At 54.1% G+C, this 17,217-nt stretch carries 11 protein-coding genes; 9 read left to right on the forward strand and 2 right to left on the reverse strand.

What is annotated here, in order from left to right:
- On the forward strand, positions 1–247 hold a 247-nt coding region (locus ABD949_RS08055), incomplete at its 5' end, for an integrase core domain-containing protein (RefSeq protein ID WP_345242351.1).
- A 342-nt stretch (positions 248–589) separates the two neighbouring features.
- Here the strand turns inward: ABD949_RS08055 and ABD949_RS08060 are convergent.
- Together ABD949_RS08060 and ABD949_RS08065 are read right to left on the reverse strand one after the other, a co-directional pair.
- Positions 590–3,073, reverse strand: a complete 2,484-nt coding sequence (locus tag ABD949_RS08060; protein ID WP_345242354.1) for a TonB-dependent receptor — start codon at positions 3,071–3,073, stop codon at positions 590–592.
- A 153-nt stretch (positions 3,074–3,226) separates the two neighbouring features.
- Positions 3,227–5,146 carry a histidinol-phosphatase gene (locus tag ABD949_RS08065; protein WP_345242356.1) on the reverse strand — a complete coding sequence of 640 codons (1,920 nt, stop codon included), beginning with the start codon at positions 5,144–5,146 and terminating at the stop codon, positions 3,227–3,229.
- Positions 5,147–5,282: 136 nt separating this feature from the next.
- On the opposite strand from ABD949_RS08065, the gene ABD949_RS08070 reads away from it, so the two are divergent.
- The 8 genes from ABD949_RS08070 (at position 5,283) to ABD949_RS08105 (ending at position 17,050) form a co-directional block, all read left to right on the forward strand.
- Positions 5,283–6,026 (forward strand): DUF937 domain-containing protein, encoded by a 744-nt coding sequence (locus tag ABD949_RS08070; RefSeq protein WP_345242358.1) that lies wholly within the window; start codon positions 5,283–5,285, stop codon positions 6,024–6,026.
- A 68-nt stretch (positions 6,027–6,094) separates the two neighbouring features.
- Positions 6,095–6,838, forward strand: coding sequence for an RNA polymerase sigma-70 factor (locus ABD949_RS08075; protein WP_345242359.1), 744 nt, complete (start codon positions 6,095–6,097; stop codon positions 6,836–6,838).
- Positions 6,839–6,875: 37 nt separating this feature from the next.
- Positions 6,876–7,895, forward strand: coding sequence for a FecR family protein (locus tag ABD949_RS08080; protein ID WP_345242361.1), 1,020 nt, complete (start codon positions 6,876–6,878; stop codon positions 7,893–7,895).
- Between the two features lie 12 nt (positions 7,896–7,907).
- Positions 7,908–11,360 (forward strand): SusC/RagA family TonB-linked outer membrane protein, encoded by a 3,453-nt coding sequence (locus ABD949_RS08085; protein ID WP_345242363.1) that lies wholly within the window; start codon positions 7,908–7,910, stop codon positions 11,358–11,360.
- Positions 11,361–11,374: 14 nt separating this feature from the next.
- A complete protein-coding gene (locus ABD949_RS08090; protein WP_345242364.1) occupies positions 11,375–12,805 on the forward strand; it encodes a RagB/SusD family nutrient uptake outer membrane protein in 1,431 nt (476 codons plus the stop codon).
- Between the two features lie 79 nt (positions 12,806–12,884).
- Complete coding sequence (locus ABD949_RS08095) at positions 12,885–14,561, forward strand: FAD-dependent oxidoreductase (protein ID WP_345242365.1); 1,677 nt, start codon at positions 12,885–12,887, stop codon at positions 14,559–14,561.
- A 42-nt stretch (positions 14,562–14,603) separates the two neighbouring features.
- The gene (locus ABD949_RS08100) at positions 14,604–16,619 is read left to right on the forward strand and encodes an FAD-dependent oxidoreductase (protein ID WP_345242366.1); all 2,016 of its coding nucleotides are present in this window, start codon (positions 14,604–14,606) and stop codon (positions 16,617–16,619) included.
- A gap of 77 nt (positions 16,620–16,696) precedes the next feature.
- Entirely contained in the window at positions 16,697–17,050 is a 354-nt protein-coding gene (locus tag ABD949_RS08105; protein WP_345242367.1) for a hypothetical protein, read from the forward strand.
- Positions 17,051–17,217 lie beyond the last annotated feature (167 nt).

Below are 17,217 nucleotides of genomic sequence, written 5' to 3' on the forward strand. Positions count from 1 at the left end.
ACATGAACTGAAAGGGATCATCCTGCGGAATGACAACGGCAGTCAGTTCATTGCCCATCGGGTCCGCCAATTTTTGAAGACCTCGGAGGTCAAGCAAGAGTTTACCCATGTGGCCACCCCAGAGGAGAACTCCTACATTGAGGCATTTCACAGCATATTGGAGCAAATCGTGATGCAGCGGCATGAGTTTGACAGCTATTATGAAGCCAAGGAAACACTGAAACGATTTTTTAATCACTATAAATGAAAGACGTCACCGGTCATTGGGTTTCATCACCCCACAAAACAAGTGGGAAAAAGCAGGTCAATGCGACTCAACTATTTTAGAAAATCTGTCCAACTAATCGGGGACTAAGACACAAAAAAGCCGCGAGGTATAACACCCTGTCATACCTCGCGGCTGTACAGGTTACCTTTATTATAAATCTTCTACCGCCGTCAGCCCGAAGCCGTATCCCGGATGATCGTCGCTTAGCTGTCCTTTATTAATTGATGTCGGCTGGACCTCTCATGAAAGACTTAAACTACTAGTTTGACGTAAAACCAAACGTTCTGCTGAATTGAGCTGGACATTATTGTCCTGTTGGCGTTAACTCTGCTTGCCGTCGTCGTTGGCTATCTTCTTCCGGTTGCGGTCGGGCGTGGTACTCATTTTGCCGAACCGCCAGTTGACCGACAGCCGGATGTTGCGGATGACGTTGTAGTTGGTTGCGTCGGTCACGAAGGTATTGGTCCGGAACTCGTTCTCGATGACGTTGTAGCGCCGGAATGGGTTTTCGAAATTAGCGGTGGCCGTAACGTTCTGCTTCTTGAACTCCTTGCGCGCCGAGAAGCCGTAATAGTAAAAACTCGACGACTGCCCCTGCAACTGAATCCGTCGCGAGTTGAACGAGCCGTTGGCCTGTAAACTGAAGTGATTCGGCAACTGCAGCGAGGTGTTCAGGTTGAAGCGGTAGCTGATATTCTCGTTCTCGACTTGCAGCGCCGGGCTGTTCAGCAGGTTGTAGTTGATGCCCACCGAGCTGTTGATGTTCCACTGCTTCACAGGACGGACGGAGCCGAACAGCGTTAGTCCGTAGGTCGCATTCTGGGCAATGTTGCGGAAGGTGCTGCTCGATACGCCACTGGTATCGACCGATGTAACCCGCTCGATGGCATTGTTGGTTTGCCGGCTGAACACCATCGCGTTGAACGAAGAGCCTTTGTCGGTATAGGTGCTATAGGTCAACTCCACCGAGTGCGCCAGTTCCGGGTCCAGATAGGGGTTACCCGACGATATGTTTTTGGGGTCCGAGTAATTGACATACGGGTTCAGGAAAAAGATAGAGGGGCGCTGAATCCGCTGACTGTAATTCAGACGTAACCGCTGACTGTCACTAAACCGTTTAAACACTGTTACGTTCGGCAGAAAATTCTGGTAGCTGTCGGCGAATTTTGTCTGGGTAGAGATAAAGTTGGCGTCAATGTCGGTCAACTCAAACCGCCCACCCAGGTTGAAACCCCACTTTCTGGCGGTCCGCATTCGGAACGATGCATACGACGACCACACTAGCTGCTGGTATTCGAAGATGTTGGCGCGGCTGGGATCATCCTGAAAGTTCAGACTGCCGTCGGGCGAGTTTTCCAACTGGTAGTTACTGGATACGTCCCGGCGGATCGCTTTCATACCTACCTCCAGCAGACGCCGGGTTTCGGTCGAGAACGAATGGGTATAGTCCGTCTGGATGGTCAGCTCATTTTGCGCATTATCGTTGGTATTGCGCTCCCGGTAGTTGATCACTTCGCTTTCGGGCAGCGGGTACTGAGTCAGGTTATAATTGCTGTGGTTATCGTTGCGGTTGTACTGGGCCAGAAAGGTGTACTCCTGCTCCGGGCGTTTGAACGTCTTCGTGTAATTGAAGTTGACGTCCATATGCGAGTTATCGTTCTCGCTGTTGTTGTACCGGCGAAACTCCTGCGGATTGGCCGACGCAACCCGCGTATCCCGCGTCGAGAAGGTATTGCGGCCGTCACCCCCAAAGGATGCATCAATCCCGATGCGATTGGTCGAGTCCAGGTCGTAATCGATATTTACCGAACCAAACCCTGAGTACCCCCGGTTGCGGTACTGGTTGTTCTGCTCGACGGTGCTGATGACCTGTCCTTCGCGCAGGTTTTGCCGCACCGACTCCGAGCCGCCGAAGTAGTTGTTACGATTACCCCCGCCGTAGCTGGCGATGCTCAGTTTACCCCGTTTGTAATTGACGTTGCCGCTGAGGTTACGCGACCGGCTGCCCACCGATGTGTTGACCCCGCCCGTTAGCCCCTGCAGCTGATTTTTGGTGATAATGTTGATAACGCCCGCCGTGCCTTCGGCGTCGTACTTGGCCGAGGGGGCCGTAATAACCTCTACCGACTTGATCACCTCCGCCGGAATCATCTGCAGGGCTTCGTTGATACTGCGGGCCATGATGCTCGACGGCTTGTTGTTGATCAGGACTTTGATGCTGGTACTGCCTTTGAGGGTAATGGTGCCGTCGGGATCTACGGTTAGCATCGGCACTTTCTTCATCACGTCAATGGCTGTTCCGCCCGTGTTCGACAGGTCTTTCTCGGCATTGTACACCAGCCGGTCTTCCTTATCTTCAATCAGCGCCTTTTGCCCTGTCACTACTACTTCGGTCAGCGTTTGCGTATTGGCCTGGACGGCCACCGAACCCAGCGCTACCTCCGGCTTCTCGACGCTGACAGAGACGTTGTCGATAACCCGGCTGTCGTAGCCGACAAAGCTGATCATCAGGCGGTACTGTCCAAAGGCTACCTGGTTGATGGTAAAGCGGCCGTTTTCATCGGAGTTTGTTCCGCCGATGGGCTTGCCGGTGACCGGGTCAAGCAGGGCAACCGTGGCAAACTCCACCGGTTTGCTGGTGGTAGCGTCGGTAATAGTACCGCTGATTTTCCCTTTTGAGGTGATTTGCGTTGATGGGTTGATTTGTGGTACCGTCGTATCCTGGGGCTGAACTGGTGTTGTCTGAGCAATGACTGACACGCTGAGGCCAATACCAGCCAGTAAAGGAAGCAGAAAACCTTTCATTTGTTAGAGTAAAGCGATGCGGAATATTTCAGAAGATCTGTTTGGATTGAAACACCGGCGAAACAAATCTGTTTCAGCCGACACCCGTAATAAGCAGGGGAACCGACGGTCTTACTCAAAAAATGAGCAAACAACTGTTAAATGCAAACAACGCTACTTTATCTTACCCTGCAATAAGAAATCCCGCACAAGCGCCAACTGATCGGTATTGAGGAAATCAACACCGGCTTCCCGGAGTTTGGCCCAGACGGCCGGGTCTTCGGGACTTGCCCACAATCTTAGCTTCTTGCCTTCTTTATGGGTGCGTTCAGCAAGTTGGCGCAATTTCTGGAACTCAGTGGCGGGCATACCGCCCTGACCACGCCAGGATAATTGATTCTGGTAGGCATCGCTCACGATCGGCATCAGGGCTGCACTGTATCCTTTGCCCAGGTCAGCGGGACGGCCATCAATGCCTAGCAATCGTTGCTTTGCTTTAGCAATGGTTTGCCCCGGCCGGTTACCCGATAGCACAACCGTGACAGGTCCTTTGCTGGTAGTTAACAGCTGTCGATACCGTTGCAGCACGGTTTCTATGGCTCGGTAGGTGCTGTCAGACTGAGTTTTGGCGTCGATCATCAGGTAAAAAGGGCCATTGTAGCCAGCGAGCACCCGACCGCCGTTCTGCCGGATGCGTTCGGCCAAAGGCTTCAGATACATGGCTTCGAGCGTTGCCGCCGGATTCCGGAACGCAGGGCGGTTATGGGCCACGTACAGCGTATCACCAATCAGATGCACATCGGCCTCAACGCTGGTGAAGCCGTGGTCCAACGCATCCCACAGGGGGCGGGACTGTTCGTAGTCGTTATGCGCGTGGGCATTCGGCAGGGGCGTTACATCCGCGAGTGTCTGTGGCACTTGGGGCCAGCTGATGGGCTGCGTCCAGGCCATTTCGACATCGCCCGGCATAAACGGGTTGAACTTTGGCGTATTGGAGATAATCCTGGCCCGAACCATCCAGACGTCGTCTGTCAGGGTGTAACGGGCCGTTGTATCCGTTACCTCCCGAAGGATCTCCGCCCGTTCTTTCCCTTTCCGGACGCCGATAAACCGAATGCGGTAACGGGTTTGGGGGGCGGCTTTGACCCGAACGGTGAGCGTGTTGCCGCGCTGGGGTAACTGCTTTAGCTCTACGCCGGTAGTAGCGTAAAAACGGCCAGCTTCCAAAGCCTCAATCAGGGCTTCTGGTGTCAGCGTTGGTGCATTGACCATCACCCAGGCCCGGCCGGAATTGCTATAGGTCGGCCCGAAATAAGAATAATTGTGGCTGTCGTCAGTAGCCAGACCGTGCATGAGTGGCCGACCCTGCCGTAGAAAATGGAGGTTGATTTTATCCCACATCACTTCGGTGCTGTCGTGGGTAGTGTCACCGTAATTGTTGACCTGCGGGTGGCCGTTGAATACCTCAAAAAAACGCTCGTGCCGGAGCTGCATCAGGTCCTGGGCCGTCATGGCATAATGGAAATTGGGGTGGTTGATGTGCGGGAACATGGGTTGGCCCGTCAGCCGCCGTTGGGCAACAACCAGATCGATGTTGTTCTGCATCACTTCGGCTACGCTGTTACCGGGTTGCGGACGGATCAGGTTCTGCACATTCGTGACGTTGAGGTGAATGGGTTTCCCCTGAAAGCCCGTTGACATCTCTTCGCTCTTCATAATCAGAAACTTACCCGGTTCCTCAAAATGGTTGCGGTATTCGCTGAGGGTTTTGAGCCGGACCGTCAGCGAGTCGTTGGGACCCTGGCGGTAAGTGACCCAGTCGGGGCCGAAGGTTTGCAGATAACGGGCGAATACCTGCCGGCGATCTTTCTGACGGGCGACCTTCACCCATTTCTCGCCCTCCTGCAGAATGTTATGGTCCGACAACCCGACGAAGTGATACCCATTGGCCTTGTACCAGCCCATAATCATTTCGGGGTAGTCGTCGCCGTCACTCCATAGGGAGTGCGTATGCAGGTTTCCCTTGTACCAGTTCTGGGCGAATACGGGAGAAAGGCAGTGGACAAATAGCAGGAGCAAGACAGAGACTTTCATAGCGTGACGGTAGAGGCCGGGGTTAGGATAAATATGCCATAAAATAACCTATAAAAACTGTTGGCCGCAAAACCGGTTGTCCGATTACATTCCATATCTCGCTACGCTGCCGCATAAGCCGACACAACACTGAACTATGGCGACAACAACCCTGGAGCCGATAAAGGCACTTTTTACCAGTGCTGTAATCAATAAACTTAGTCCGAGACTCGACGAAAAGCCGGAGAACGTTCGTAAAGCACTGGATCTGCTGATTCCGTCCGTAACGGGTGCAGTGACCAGCCGGGCGGAGGGGGACGGCCTGACCAAGCTATTCAACTGGGCTAAAACCTGGTCTCAGCAGTTTGATCTTTCCTACTTAGCCGGGCATGATGAGGCCCGACAGAAGGTAACCGACCAGGGGCGCCAGTTTCTGGAGAGCCTGGTGGGGCCACCGGTAAGCGGGCTGATCAATACGGCCTCAGCGTCCAGCGGAGTAATGTATACGTCGGCCGCCGGACTGATGGGCCTGGTTGGCGCTACCATACTGAGTTTTCTGCATAACCAGATTGAAAAAAAGCAACTGACCAAAGCACAGATCGGCGATTTATTACTAAGCGAAAATGAACGGATCGCCGAACAGGTCCCTAACGAGGTAAACGTTGCTGTTCCGGACCTGCTGGTGGAACCGGGTGGCGATCTGACCAGTAAAAATACATCAAAGCCCCCGGCACCGGTTAAGATGCAGTTGCCAAGAAAGGATTTTGACCGTATGTTTTTGCGGCTGATCGGTCTGATCCTGCTGCTGGTGATGCTGCTGGATACGGTGCGAACCTGTAGTGAGACCAAGGAGAAGAAAGCTCAGGTATCTCAGGAAACAACATATCTTCACAATCCGTAAATTATTTTTGATGCTGGTGGTGGATTTATAAGGCAGACTTGTCTTTAGATTGTTACAAATCTTTCGACATGTCTGCTGACGCTTACCAAAGACACTCCGCCCGACACGGCGACTCGGTACACTGGCTGGCAAAAGACCGGGAGGAAACCGCTGCCAATGAGGACGCCACCGGGATACCGGAGCCGTTAGACGGACTCGATTCGGATCGCGTCATGCCAGACCGGGTCACGCAGGACCGGGAATTTTTTATCCGACAGGCGTTCGGGCAGGATCCCCGGCGCGGCTGCGAACTCCTGTTCCGGCAGTATTATGCGCCGTTGTGCAGCCATGCGATTCGCTTCGTGCATAACCGGCAAGTTGCCGAAGATCTGGTGGCCGACGTATTTTACACCTTCTACAACCAGGAACTTCACCGGCAGATAACCATTTCGTTTCGCTCATACCTCTTCCGAGCGGTCCGTAACCGTGCGTATAATTATATCCGGTGGGATCTGAGTCGCCAGGAACCCTTACCCGACGATACAGACCGGCCTGAAGCCGAAGCGGCTCAGCCTGACCGCCTGATGGTTCAGGATGAGCTTTATTTTGCTCTGGAAGAAGCCATCAGCCAGTTACCTCCGCAACGGCAAAAAGTTCTCCTGCTAAGTCGCTTTGAAGGTAAAAAGCAGAAAGAAATAGCCGACGAACTGAATCTCGCGCCTAAAACGGTTGAAAATCATCTCCTTCGGGCACTGGCTACGCTCCGGACGGTGCTGACGCAAAAAAATTTGCTAGGCTGGGTGTTGCTGATTAGCCTCTGCCAGGGCCGGTAACCTTTTATCTACAGTTGACCTAACGAACTTCACTGTCATGACAGTTACTAAAGAATTACTATATACCTACTTCTCCGGTCAGGCTACTCCGCTTCAGAAACAGCTGATTGCCGATTGGCTGAAGCAGCCGGATCACCAGGAACTGTATTTTGACTGGCTGGAGGAATGGGAGCGCCGGATGCCGCAATATGCACCGGATACAGACACGGCAGTTGATCGCTTCCGCCAGCGGATGGATGGGCTGGTGCTGCCACTTTCAACCTCAGGAGATGAATTGTCGTCTGAGCCAGAGTCAGCTGGCAGGCTATGGGGACGAAACTGGCTGCAGATAGCGGCAACCCTTGCGCTGGTATTAGGGCTGCTCGGCTTTATCGTGAAGGATTACCTCTGGTATAAAACGTACGCCACCGACTACGGACAAACGTATGCGCTGACACTGCCCGATGGGTCGGCCGTAATGCTAAACGGCCACTCGAGCCTGCGGGTACCCCGCTTTGGCTTTGGTGAATCGGTCCGGCAGGTACAGCTGTCGGGTGAAGCCGTCTTCGACGTGAAGCATACAGTATCCAGCCAGCGGTTCGTCGTGCAGACTCTTAGTAACCTTGAGGTAGAGGTACTGGGTACCGAATTCTCCGTAACCACCCGTCCGCAGGGAACACAGGTAGCGCTAAACCGGGGAAAAGTCAAACTGCACTATCAGGCTACAGACCGGCAGGAACACGAGTTGGTAATGAAACCCGGTGATTGGGTGGCGCTGGATCAGCAAGGGCTGCTGAAGCGCGGTAGTCACAAAGACGCAAAGCAGTTTGCCGCCTGGCGGGAGCAGCGGTTCGAGTTTGACAATACGCCCCTGCAGGAGGTGGTTACCATGCTTAACGAAACCTACGGGTTTACCATAAAGCTGGCCGATGACCGGTTAGCTACCCGTACGCTGACGGGGACATTCCGCGCCCGGACTCCCGATGAACTGCTCGAAGCGCTGGCTCAACTGCTCAATCTGCGGATCGACCGCCAGCATAAAACCATCGTTCTCTCAACGCCTGTAACCAATCTATAACCTTACGTTAAAATGAACAAATCACTACCCTTAGCGTTGGCGACCAGCCTGCTGCTGGGTCTTCCGCCGGCTGTAACGGGACAGACGCTGGCCTTTGCCCAGCCCAAAAAGCGAGCCCTTGAATCAGTAAGCCCTGCCAGAACGCAATCGCTGAAGCAGGTACTGCTGGAGCTGAAGAATCAGTACGGGGTTGACATTCTCTTCGAAGAAACCGTCGTAGGCGATCGCTCAACAACCGTTACGATCAACCCGAAAGCTAAACTGGAAACAAACCTGAACGCCCTGCTGGAATCACAGGGGCTGCACTTCAGGAAGCTCCGGCCAGACGCTTACCTGATTGTGGCCACCAAGCCTGAGGCAAAGAGAACTGGCCAGCTTACTGTTCCGGCCACTATTCCCGTGTCGGCCAGCAACGGTGCGGAATCGGTACTTACGCCCATGCTGATAGATCGGGAATTGACGTTAGCCGTATCCGATGTGCGTGTAGCGGGCCGGGTAACTGCCGAAAACGGTGAAGCGCTGCCGGGCGTAAGTGTTGTGCTGAAAGGTACTACCCGAGGCACCACAACCGATCCGAATGGCCGCTATGATATCAATGTGCCAGACCGTAATGCCGTACTGGTATTCAGCTTTGTGGGATACGTCAGCCAGGAGATCACCGTCGGTAGCCGGTCGGCCCTGGATGTGCAACTGGCGGCCGATACCCGTTCGCTGAATGAGGTGGTCGTTATTGGCTACGGTACGCAGAAGAAAAGCGATCTGACCGGAGCGGTTTCAACCGTGCCGGTCGAGGAAATCCGGAAAATAGCCGTTACCTCGCTCGACCAGGCCCTGCAGGGGCGGGCCGCCGGGGTACAGATCACGCAGAACTCCGGCGCTCCCGGTGGGTCAACGACCATCCGCATCCGGGGTGGTAACTCGATTCAGGGCGACAATGAACCGCTTTACGTCATTGACGGGATTCCGTTCAAGAACGACAATGCCGGCAGCGGATCGAGTTTCAACGTCCTGAGTACGCTGAACCCAAGTGATATAGAGTCTATTTCGGTGCTAAAAGATGCCTCATCCACGGCCATCTATGGCTCACGCGGGGCCAATGGCGTAGTAATTATCACCACGAAGCGGGGTAGGGCCGGCCGGTCGACGGTTAACTTAGAAACGTATTACGGGGTGCAGCACGTACGCCGAAAATATCCGGTGCTGAATGCCCGCGAGTACGCCCAGTTTGTTAATGATGCCAACACCAACGAAGGCCGCGCTGCCGTGTACACCCCAGCGCAGGTAGAGGCTTTTGGCGAAGGAACCGACTGGCAGAATGAGATTTTTCGCTCAGCTCCGATTTCGAACTACCAGCTGACGATGAGTGGCGGTGACGAACGAACACAATATGCGATTGCCGGTGGCTATTTTAACCAGCAGGGCATTGTGGCTAACTCTGATTTTGAGCGCTATTCGTTCCGGCTTAATCTGGACCGGAAACTGACGGGCAAAATCAAGATCGGGAACAGCCTGACGGTGAACCGAACCAAAACCAACCAGTCGCGTACGGACGGTGATCTGGGCAGTGCCGGGCTGGTTACCATGGCTGCGCTGCAGTTTCCGCCGATTCTGCCCGTCTATAATCCCGACGGATCGTACCTGGTTACGCATCCGGCGCTGAACTTCACCGCTGATAATCCGGCGGCACTGGCCCGCGAGAGCCGGAACCTGAACACGGCGTACCGGATATTCGGAAACGTGTTTGGAGAATACCAGATCATGGAGGGCCTGAGCCTGAAGGTGCTGCTTGGACTGGATGCCATCCTGCAGAAACAGGACTCCTACCTGCCCCGCAGTGTGTCCAGCGGTTTGGCCCAGGGGGGCGTTGCTTCGCTGACCAACCGGCAATCGGCAACGTGGCTCAACGAGAACCTGTTGACGTACAACAGGACTTTCGGAGAAGTACATAGCATCGGGGCGCTCTTGGGGTACACCCAACAGGCTAACCGTACCGAGGCTAATACCGCGGCCTCCCGTAACTTCGTCAATGATAACCTGGGAACGGGTAACCTCGGTTCCGGTTCTGTCGCGCTGGTGCCTTCATCCAGTATTGGCACCTGGGGGCTGGAGTCGTATTTGGCGCGGGTCAACTACGGTTACCGCGACAAATACCTGATTACAGCTTCGTTCCGGGCCGATGGTTCATCCCGATTCGGGGCCAACAAGCGGTTCGGGTACTTCCCGTCGGCTGCGGTAGCCTGGCGGGTGTCTGAAGAAGATTTTCTGAAAAATGTTTCTGTGCTCAGCGACCTGAAACTCCGGGCTACTTACGGTCTGACCGGTAATCAGGATGGTATCGGCAACTACCCGGCCTATTCGCTGCTCAGTACGCAGAACTATGTGTTCGGTAATGCGGTGTCGACCGGCATTGGACCCAGCCAGATTGCCAATCCGGATTTGTCCTGGGAAACCACCGCGCAGGCTGATCTGGGACTGGACCTGGGACTACTCAACAACCGCATTACAGTAACGGCTGATGTGTACCTCAAACGGACAAAAGACCTGCTCCTTAACGTGACCATTCCGAGTACATCAGGCTTCTCGAGCGCGATTAAGAACCTTGGCCGGGTGGAGAACAAAGGGTTGGAGCTAAGTATTTCGTCCCGAAATATTGATGGTGCATTCAAGTGGAACACGGATCTGAATTTTGCCCTGAACCGGAACAAGGTGCTCGACATTGGTGGGGCTCCGCAGATTTTCGCCGGTCAGGTGGCTAACATTGCCCAAAACATCAACTCAGGTATTATCCGGGTTGGTGAGCCGCTCGGGTCATTCTATGGGTACGTCACCAACGGCCTGTACCAGTCTACCGATGAACTGGTGGCGTTGGTCGATGCGCAGGCCCGAAAGCCAGGTGACCGCAAGTACCTGGACCTGAACGGCGACAAACGAATCGACGATAATGACCGCACGATCATTGGGCGAGCCCAGCCTAAGTTTTTGGGCGGTATCAACAACACGTTCTCTTACAAAGGCTTCGAACTGACTGCCTTCTTTCAGGGCGTATACGGCAACCAGATCCTGAACGCCAACCGCTTTGAACTGGAGTACCTGAACGGTACCAATAATCAAAGCCGGGATATGCTCAACCGCTGGACTCCGACGAATACGAATACCGATATTCCGCGGGCGTCGACCACCCGGCCTGCCAACCGCATTTCGACACGGCAGATTGAGGATGGTTCATACCTGCGGCTGAAGAACCTGCAACTGGCGTACAATCTGCCGGCACCGGTGCTGAATACTTTAAAAATTGCTTCGTTGAGGGTGTATGCCACCGCGCAGAATTTTGCCACCTGGACGAAATACTCAGGCTATGATCCGGAGGTAAACCGGTTCGGGCAGGATAGCCGGAGCCAGGGTTTTGATTACGCCAGTTATCCCGCTGCCAAGACCTGGATGCTTGGCCTTAATGTAGGTTTCTAACTCGTTTCGACATCATGAAAAAGATAGTTATAACAAGCTTATTAATCGCTTTCTCCATGTCGGGTTGCGAAGTGCTGAACCAAACGCCGGAGTCGAGTTTTACACCCGAGAATTTCTATCGCAATGCCGATGATGCCAAAGCCGCCGTTAGCACCGTCTATGACCCACTGAACAGCTCGAATATGTACGGGCAGGTCATGTGGATTCTGCAGGACCAGGCTACCGATGATTCGGAGTGGGGCGGAGGCCGTTCCACCGCAAACCAGGCCAAAAACGACCTCGACAAACATACCTTTACCCCCGCTACCAGTACGTTTCAGTCCTTGTGGACGACAGTCTACCAGGGTATCAACCGGGCTAACGCCGTAATTGAACGAGTGCCGCCGATTGCCATGGACGAAGCCCTGAAGGCGCGTTACATTGCCGAGGCTAAATTCATGCGGGGCTTCTATTACTTTACGCTGGTTCGGTTATTCGGTGGTGTACCCCTGATGTTGAAAGAAACGACGTCGCTGAACGATCTGGCTGTGTCGCGGGCGTCGGCCGACGAAGTGTATAATCAGGTAATTCAGGATTTTACGGAGGCTGAAACTGCGTTACCGCCCTCGTATACTGGTGCAGACCGTGGTCGGGCTACTAAGGGAGCCGCCACCGCTTTCCTGTCAAAAGTATACCTGACCCGGAAAGACTGGGCTAAAGCGGCCGCTAAGGCTAAAGAGGTAATTGACTCTGGCGTATATGATCTGTGGGCTACGTTCTCAGAAGCCTTTCTGATTGCTAACAAGAATGGTAAAGAAGCTGTATTTGAAATGCAGGCGCTGGGTGGCGGTTTCGGAGAAGGTAGCCTGATGCAGGGGTATATGCGTCCGCCGTTTGACCGGGTCAATGGTGTAGCCGGCTTCGGCGACGATCCGGTGACTGAAAACCTCTACAAGGCTTACCGCCCGGAAGACAAGCGTCGTGACGTTACTATAAAAATGTACTCCGCTACCACGACGCCGGCGGCTCCGGCCAGTGTGGTTTATCCTGCTTACGTCTATAAATACCTGGACCCGTCGGCAACCGCAAACGGGGAAGGCAGCAATAACTATCCAATTATCCGCTACGCCGATGTGCTGTTGATGTACGCCGAGGCACTTAATGAGTTAAACGGACCCACACCGGAAGCCTATGCGGCTGTCAACCGTCTGCGCAGACGGGCGGGTCTCGCCGATCTGGCTGATATGACCAAGGATCAGTTCCGGGAAGCCGTGCTGCTGGAACGACGGCTTGAACTGGCCTTTGAGGGGCACCGCTGGTATGATCTGGCGCGTACAGGCCGGTTGATCAACGCTATAAAAGCGCAGAACCCGACTATTACGGTACCGGCCCATCATGTGCTGTTTCCGATTCCGCAAAGCGAAATCGATGTGAATTCGCAGTTGACGCAAAACCCTGGTTATTAGAATTTACCGTTCGGCTGCTTTCTGATTCAGATCGCTACATACCTGCTCAGATGGCGGCCGAACGTTATTTATTGATCTTATGAGAAGAAATACTTTTCTGTTAATACTCGCTGGTTTGGCCACACTGACAAGCTTCACGGTGCCTAACCGTCCCACTGCGGTTCAGCAGGCCGCGGTTCGGCGGGCCGATGTTATTATCTACGGGGGAACTTCGGCAGCGGTCACAGCAGCTGTGCAGATTAAAAAGATGGGTAAATCTGTCATCGTTGTGTCACCCGACAAGCACCTGGGCGGGTTGTCGTCCGGTGGACTGGGCTTTACCGACACCGGTAATAAGGAGGTAATCGGCGGACTATCGCGGGAGTTTTATCAGCGGCTGTATCAGCATTACCAGCAGCCTGCCTCCTGGAAATGGCAGAAAAAAGAAGAATACGGCAACAAAGGGCAAGGGACGCCAGCTATTGATGGCAACGCCCGCACCATGTGGATCTTTGAGCCCCACGCGGCCGAAAAAGTTTTTGAAGACTTTATCCGCGAAAACCAGATTACCGTCTACCGCGACGAGTGGCTCGACCGTTCCGCCAACGGCGTGCAGAAACGCAACGGAGCCATTCGTCAGTTCCGGACCTTGAGCGGCAATGTCTACGAAGGGCAGATGTTTATCGACGCGACCTACGAAGGCGACCTGATGGCGGCAGCCGGGGTAAAGTACCATGTAGGTCGGGAGGCCAACAGCGTTTACGGCGAAACCTGGAATGGCGTGCAGCCGGATGCCCGCCACCACGGCCATTTCTTTAAAGCGCAGATCAGCCCGTATAAGGTGCCCGGCGATCCAAAAAGTGGCCTGTTGCCGGAGGTGTCGGCGGCCGGACCGGGGGAGAAAGGCATGGGCGACAACAAAATCCAGGCCTACTGCTTTCGCATGTGCCTAAGCAACCACCCCGACAACCGGGTGCCGTTCCCCAAACCGGAAGGGTACAACCCCGCCCGGTACGAACTGCTGGCGCGGGTATTTGCTTCCGGCTGGCGCGAAACCTATAACAAGTTTGATCCGATCCCCAACCGGAAAACGGACACCAACAACCACGGCCCGTTTAGTACCGATTATTTAGGCAGGAACTACGACTATCCGGAAGCTACCTACGAGCGCCGGAAAGCAATCATTAAAGACCATGAACGCTACCAGAAAGGGCTGATGTACTTTTTGCAGAACGACCCCAGCATTCCGGCCGATGTCCAGACCGAGATGAAGAAGTGGGGCCTGGCCAAAGATGAGTTTACCGACAACGGCAACTGGCCGCATCAGATCTACGTCCGGGAAGCCCGGCGTATGCTGGGTGTATTTGTTATGAAAGAAGCCGACGCGCTGGGTAAAACCAACGTGCCGAACCCGGTTGGTATGGGCTCTTACGCACTGGACGCCCATAACGCCCAGCGGTACGTGACCAAAGAAGGTTACGTGCAGAACGAAGGCGATATCGGCGTGCACCCAGACCGGCCGTACTCCATTGCTTACGGCTCAATTCTGCCCAAGGAGCAGGAGTGTCGCAACCTGCTGGTGCCGGTCTGCGTATCCAGTTCACACATTGCGTACGGCTCGATCCGCATGGAGCCGGTGTTCATGATTCTGGGGCAGTCGGCGGCAACGGCGGCTGTGCTGGCAATTGAGAACAAAGTAAGTCCGCAGCAACTACCTTACGAAAAGTTGCGTGCCGTACTGCTCAAAGACGGGCAACGCTTAGAGTTGCAGCAATAAAAAGCCTTGTGTATCTCTGTGTAATAACCCTTCTTTTTTCCGATGAAGTCCCTTATCTATTTCACAGCTACACTACTCCTGCTAACCAGCCCCCTGATCGCTCAACCCGTAGTTCGTACGGTCGATGTATGCGTCTACGGCGGTTCCTCTGGTGGTGTCATGGCCGCTTATGCCGCCAAAAAGATGGGCAAAACCGTTTTGCTGATTGAGCCGGGCCGTCATTTGGGCGGTCTGACAACCGGTGGATTAGGCTATACCGACATCGGCAATAAATACGCTATCTCCGGCCTGGCGCTGGATTATTACCGGCGGCTTGGCAAACATTATGGTAACTTTGAGCAGTGGATTTTTGAGCCCAGTGTAGCCGAAAAGCTGTTCAAAGAATACATCAAGCGGGCCGATGTGCCCGTCGTATTCAACCACCGGATTGTGTCGGTGAAGAAGGTAAACGGGGCCATTGAGGAAATTACACTGGAGACACCCTTATCGTCGGTAGTGCACCCGGTTCGTGCCGTACGGGCAAAGATGTTTATCGATGCCTCCTACGAAGGCGACCTGCTGGCCAGGGCGGGGGTAAGCTATACCGTGGGCCGCGAAGCCAACAGCCAGTACAAGGAAACCTGGAACGGGGTTCAGCTGCTGGATAAACATCAGTTTCCTGATGGCATCGACCCGTACAAGGTGCCCGGTAAGCCGGAGAGTGGTTTGCTGTGGGGAATAAGCCCGGAGAAGGTAGCCGCAACGGGAGCCGGCGACAAAAAGGTGCAGGCTTATAATTTTCGCATCTGTCTGAGCAGTGATCCAACCAATATGCTGCCCATCACCCAGCCCGAAGGGTACGACCCATCGAGGTACGAACTGCTGCTGCGCTATCTGGAAAAGAAACCTGCGAAAGATCTGTGGGGCTTTCTGAAGTTCGACCTCATGCCCAATAAAAAGACCGACATCAACAACAACGGTCCCTTCTCGACCGACATGATCGGCATGAACTACGACTATCCCGAGGCCAGTTATGACCGCCGGGCGCAGATTCAGCGAGAACATGAGTTGTATACGAAAGGGCTGCTATACTTTATCGGGCACGACCCGCGCATGCCGGAGCATCTACGTAAAGAGATGCTCCGCTGGGGCTATCCAAAAGACGAGTATACGGACAACGGCCATTGGTCTCCCCAGATGTACGTCCGGGAAGCCCGGCGCATGATTGGCGAGTATGTGATGACGCAGGCCAACTGCGAAGGCAAAGACATAGTGAACGATGCCGTGGGTATGGCGGCTTACACCATGGATTCGCACAACTGCCAGCGGATCGTGATTGAGAAAAACGGCGTGAAGATGGTCAAGAACGAAGGGAATGTTGAGGTAGGAGGCTTTCCGCCTTACCCGATCAGCTACCGCTCGCTGGTGCCCAGGCAGGACGAGTGCAAAAACCTCCTGGTGCCGGTCTGCCTGTCGGCCAGCCACATTGCCTATGGCTCTATCCGGATGGAGCCGGTGTTTATGGTGCTGGGACAGTCGGCGGCTGTAGCGGCCAGTCTGGCCATCGACCAGAAACAGCCGGTACAGCGGGTCAACATAGCGGCTCTTCAGAAAATCCTGCGGGATAATCCGCTGCTCGATGGCAGCACACCCGATGTAGTCGTAGATAACGATGATGCTGGCCGGGTAACACTTACAGGCGACTGGAAGAAGGACAGTCGGGGCGGTTATGGGCGGTCACTGGTTATTGATGACACCAAAGGCCAGACAACCAAGACGGTCCGGTTTACACCCTCCCTGCCGAAAGCGGGTCAGTATGATGTCTATACCTACCTGCCGCGTCGGCCCGATGCCAGTTCCCAGACGACGCTGCTGATTGGCAACGGTAAAACAGCTCAGCCGGTGGTGCTGAAGCGCGATGCCGTGCAGGTGGTAGGCCAGACTTCCGGAACCTGGGTCAAAGTTGGGCGGTTTGCCCTGCCGGCGGGGCAGCAGTCGTACGTGGAGATCACCAACCAGCAGGCCGACGGAGCCGTAGTAGCCGATGCAGTACAATGGATTGCCGTTAACGAAAAATAAAAGCTGTTGAGGAGTGAACAAACCGTTGACTACCAGGTTATACCTGCTGGATTTAAACGTATATATAATCAACGGTAATGAAAAAGGTAATTATAATGGCGGCTGTGCTACTGGCTTCTTTTACAGTAGCTTCCGCGCAGGACGAGGTAAAGGAAAGTGCGAAGGCTACGGGCCGTCAGGCCAAGCGGACTGCGAAAGTCGCCGGTGAAAAAATAGGGCAGGGCGCTCGCAATACCGGTCGGGAAATTAAGGAAACGTCTACGGAGGTAGGTGATAAAGTAGAACGCGGAGCGAAGGCCACTGGCCGGGAGGTAAAGCAGGGTGCCAAGAAAGTTAGCACGGCTACCAAGCGCACGACAAAAAAAGCCCTTAATAAAACCGAACAGGGCCTGAAGAAGACAGAGGATAAGCTGGAAAATAATAACCGGTAACGGTAAAACTGCGGTCCGAAGAAATTTTTTAAACAACTTCGGCTCGTTCCCTGTTATATAGTTGTATTTCGCTTACTGACAGAATACTTGAAACGTATTCGTTACAAACAAACTGTCTACTAGGCGATTTTGAGGAACCAGATGACTTAGGTCATCTGGTTTTCTTT

It is taken from the genome of Nibrella saemangeumensis, assembly GCF_039541915.1.
GTDB lineage: Bacteria > Bacteroidota > Bacteroidia > Cytophagales > Spirosomataceae > Nibrella > Nibrella saemangeumensis.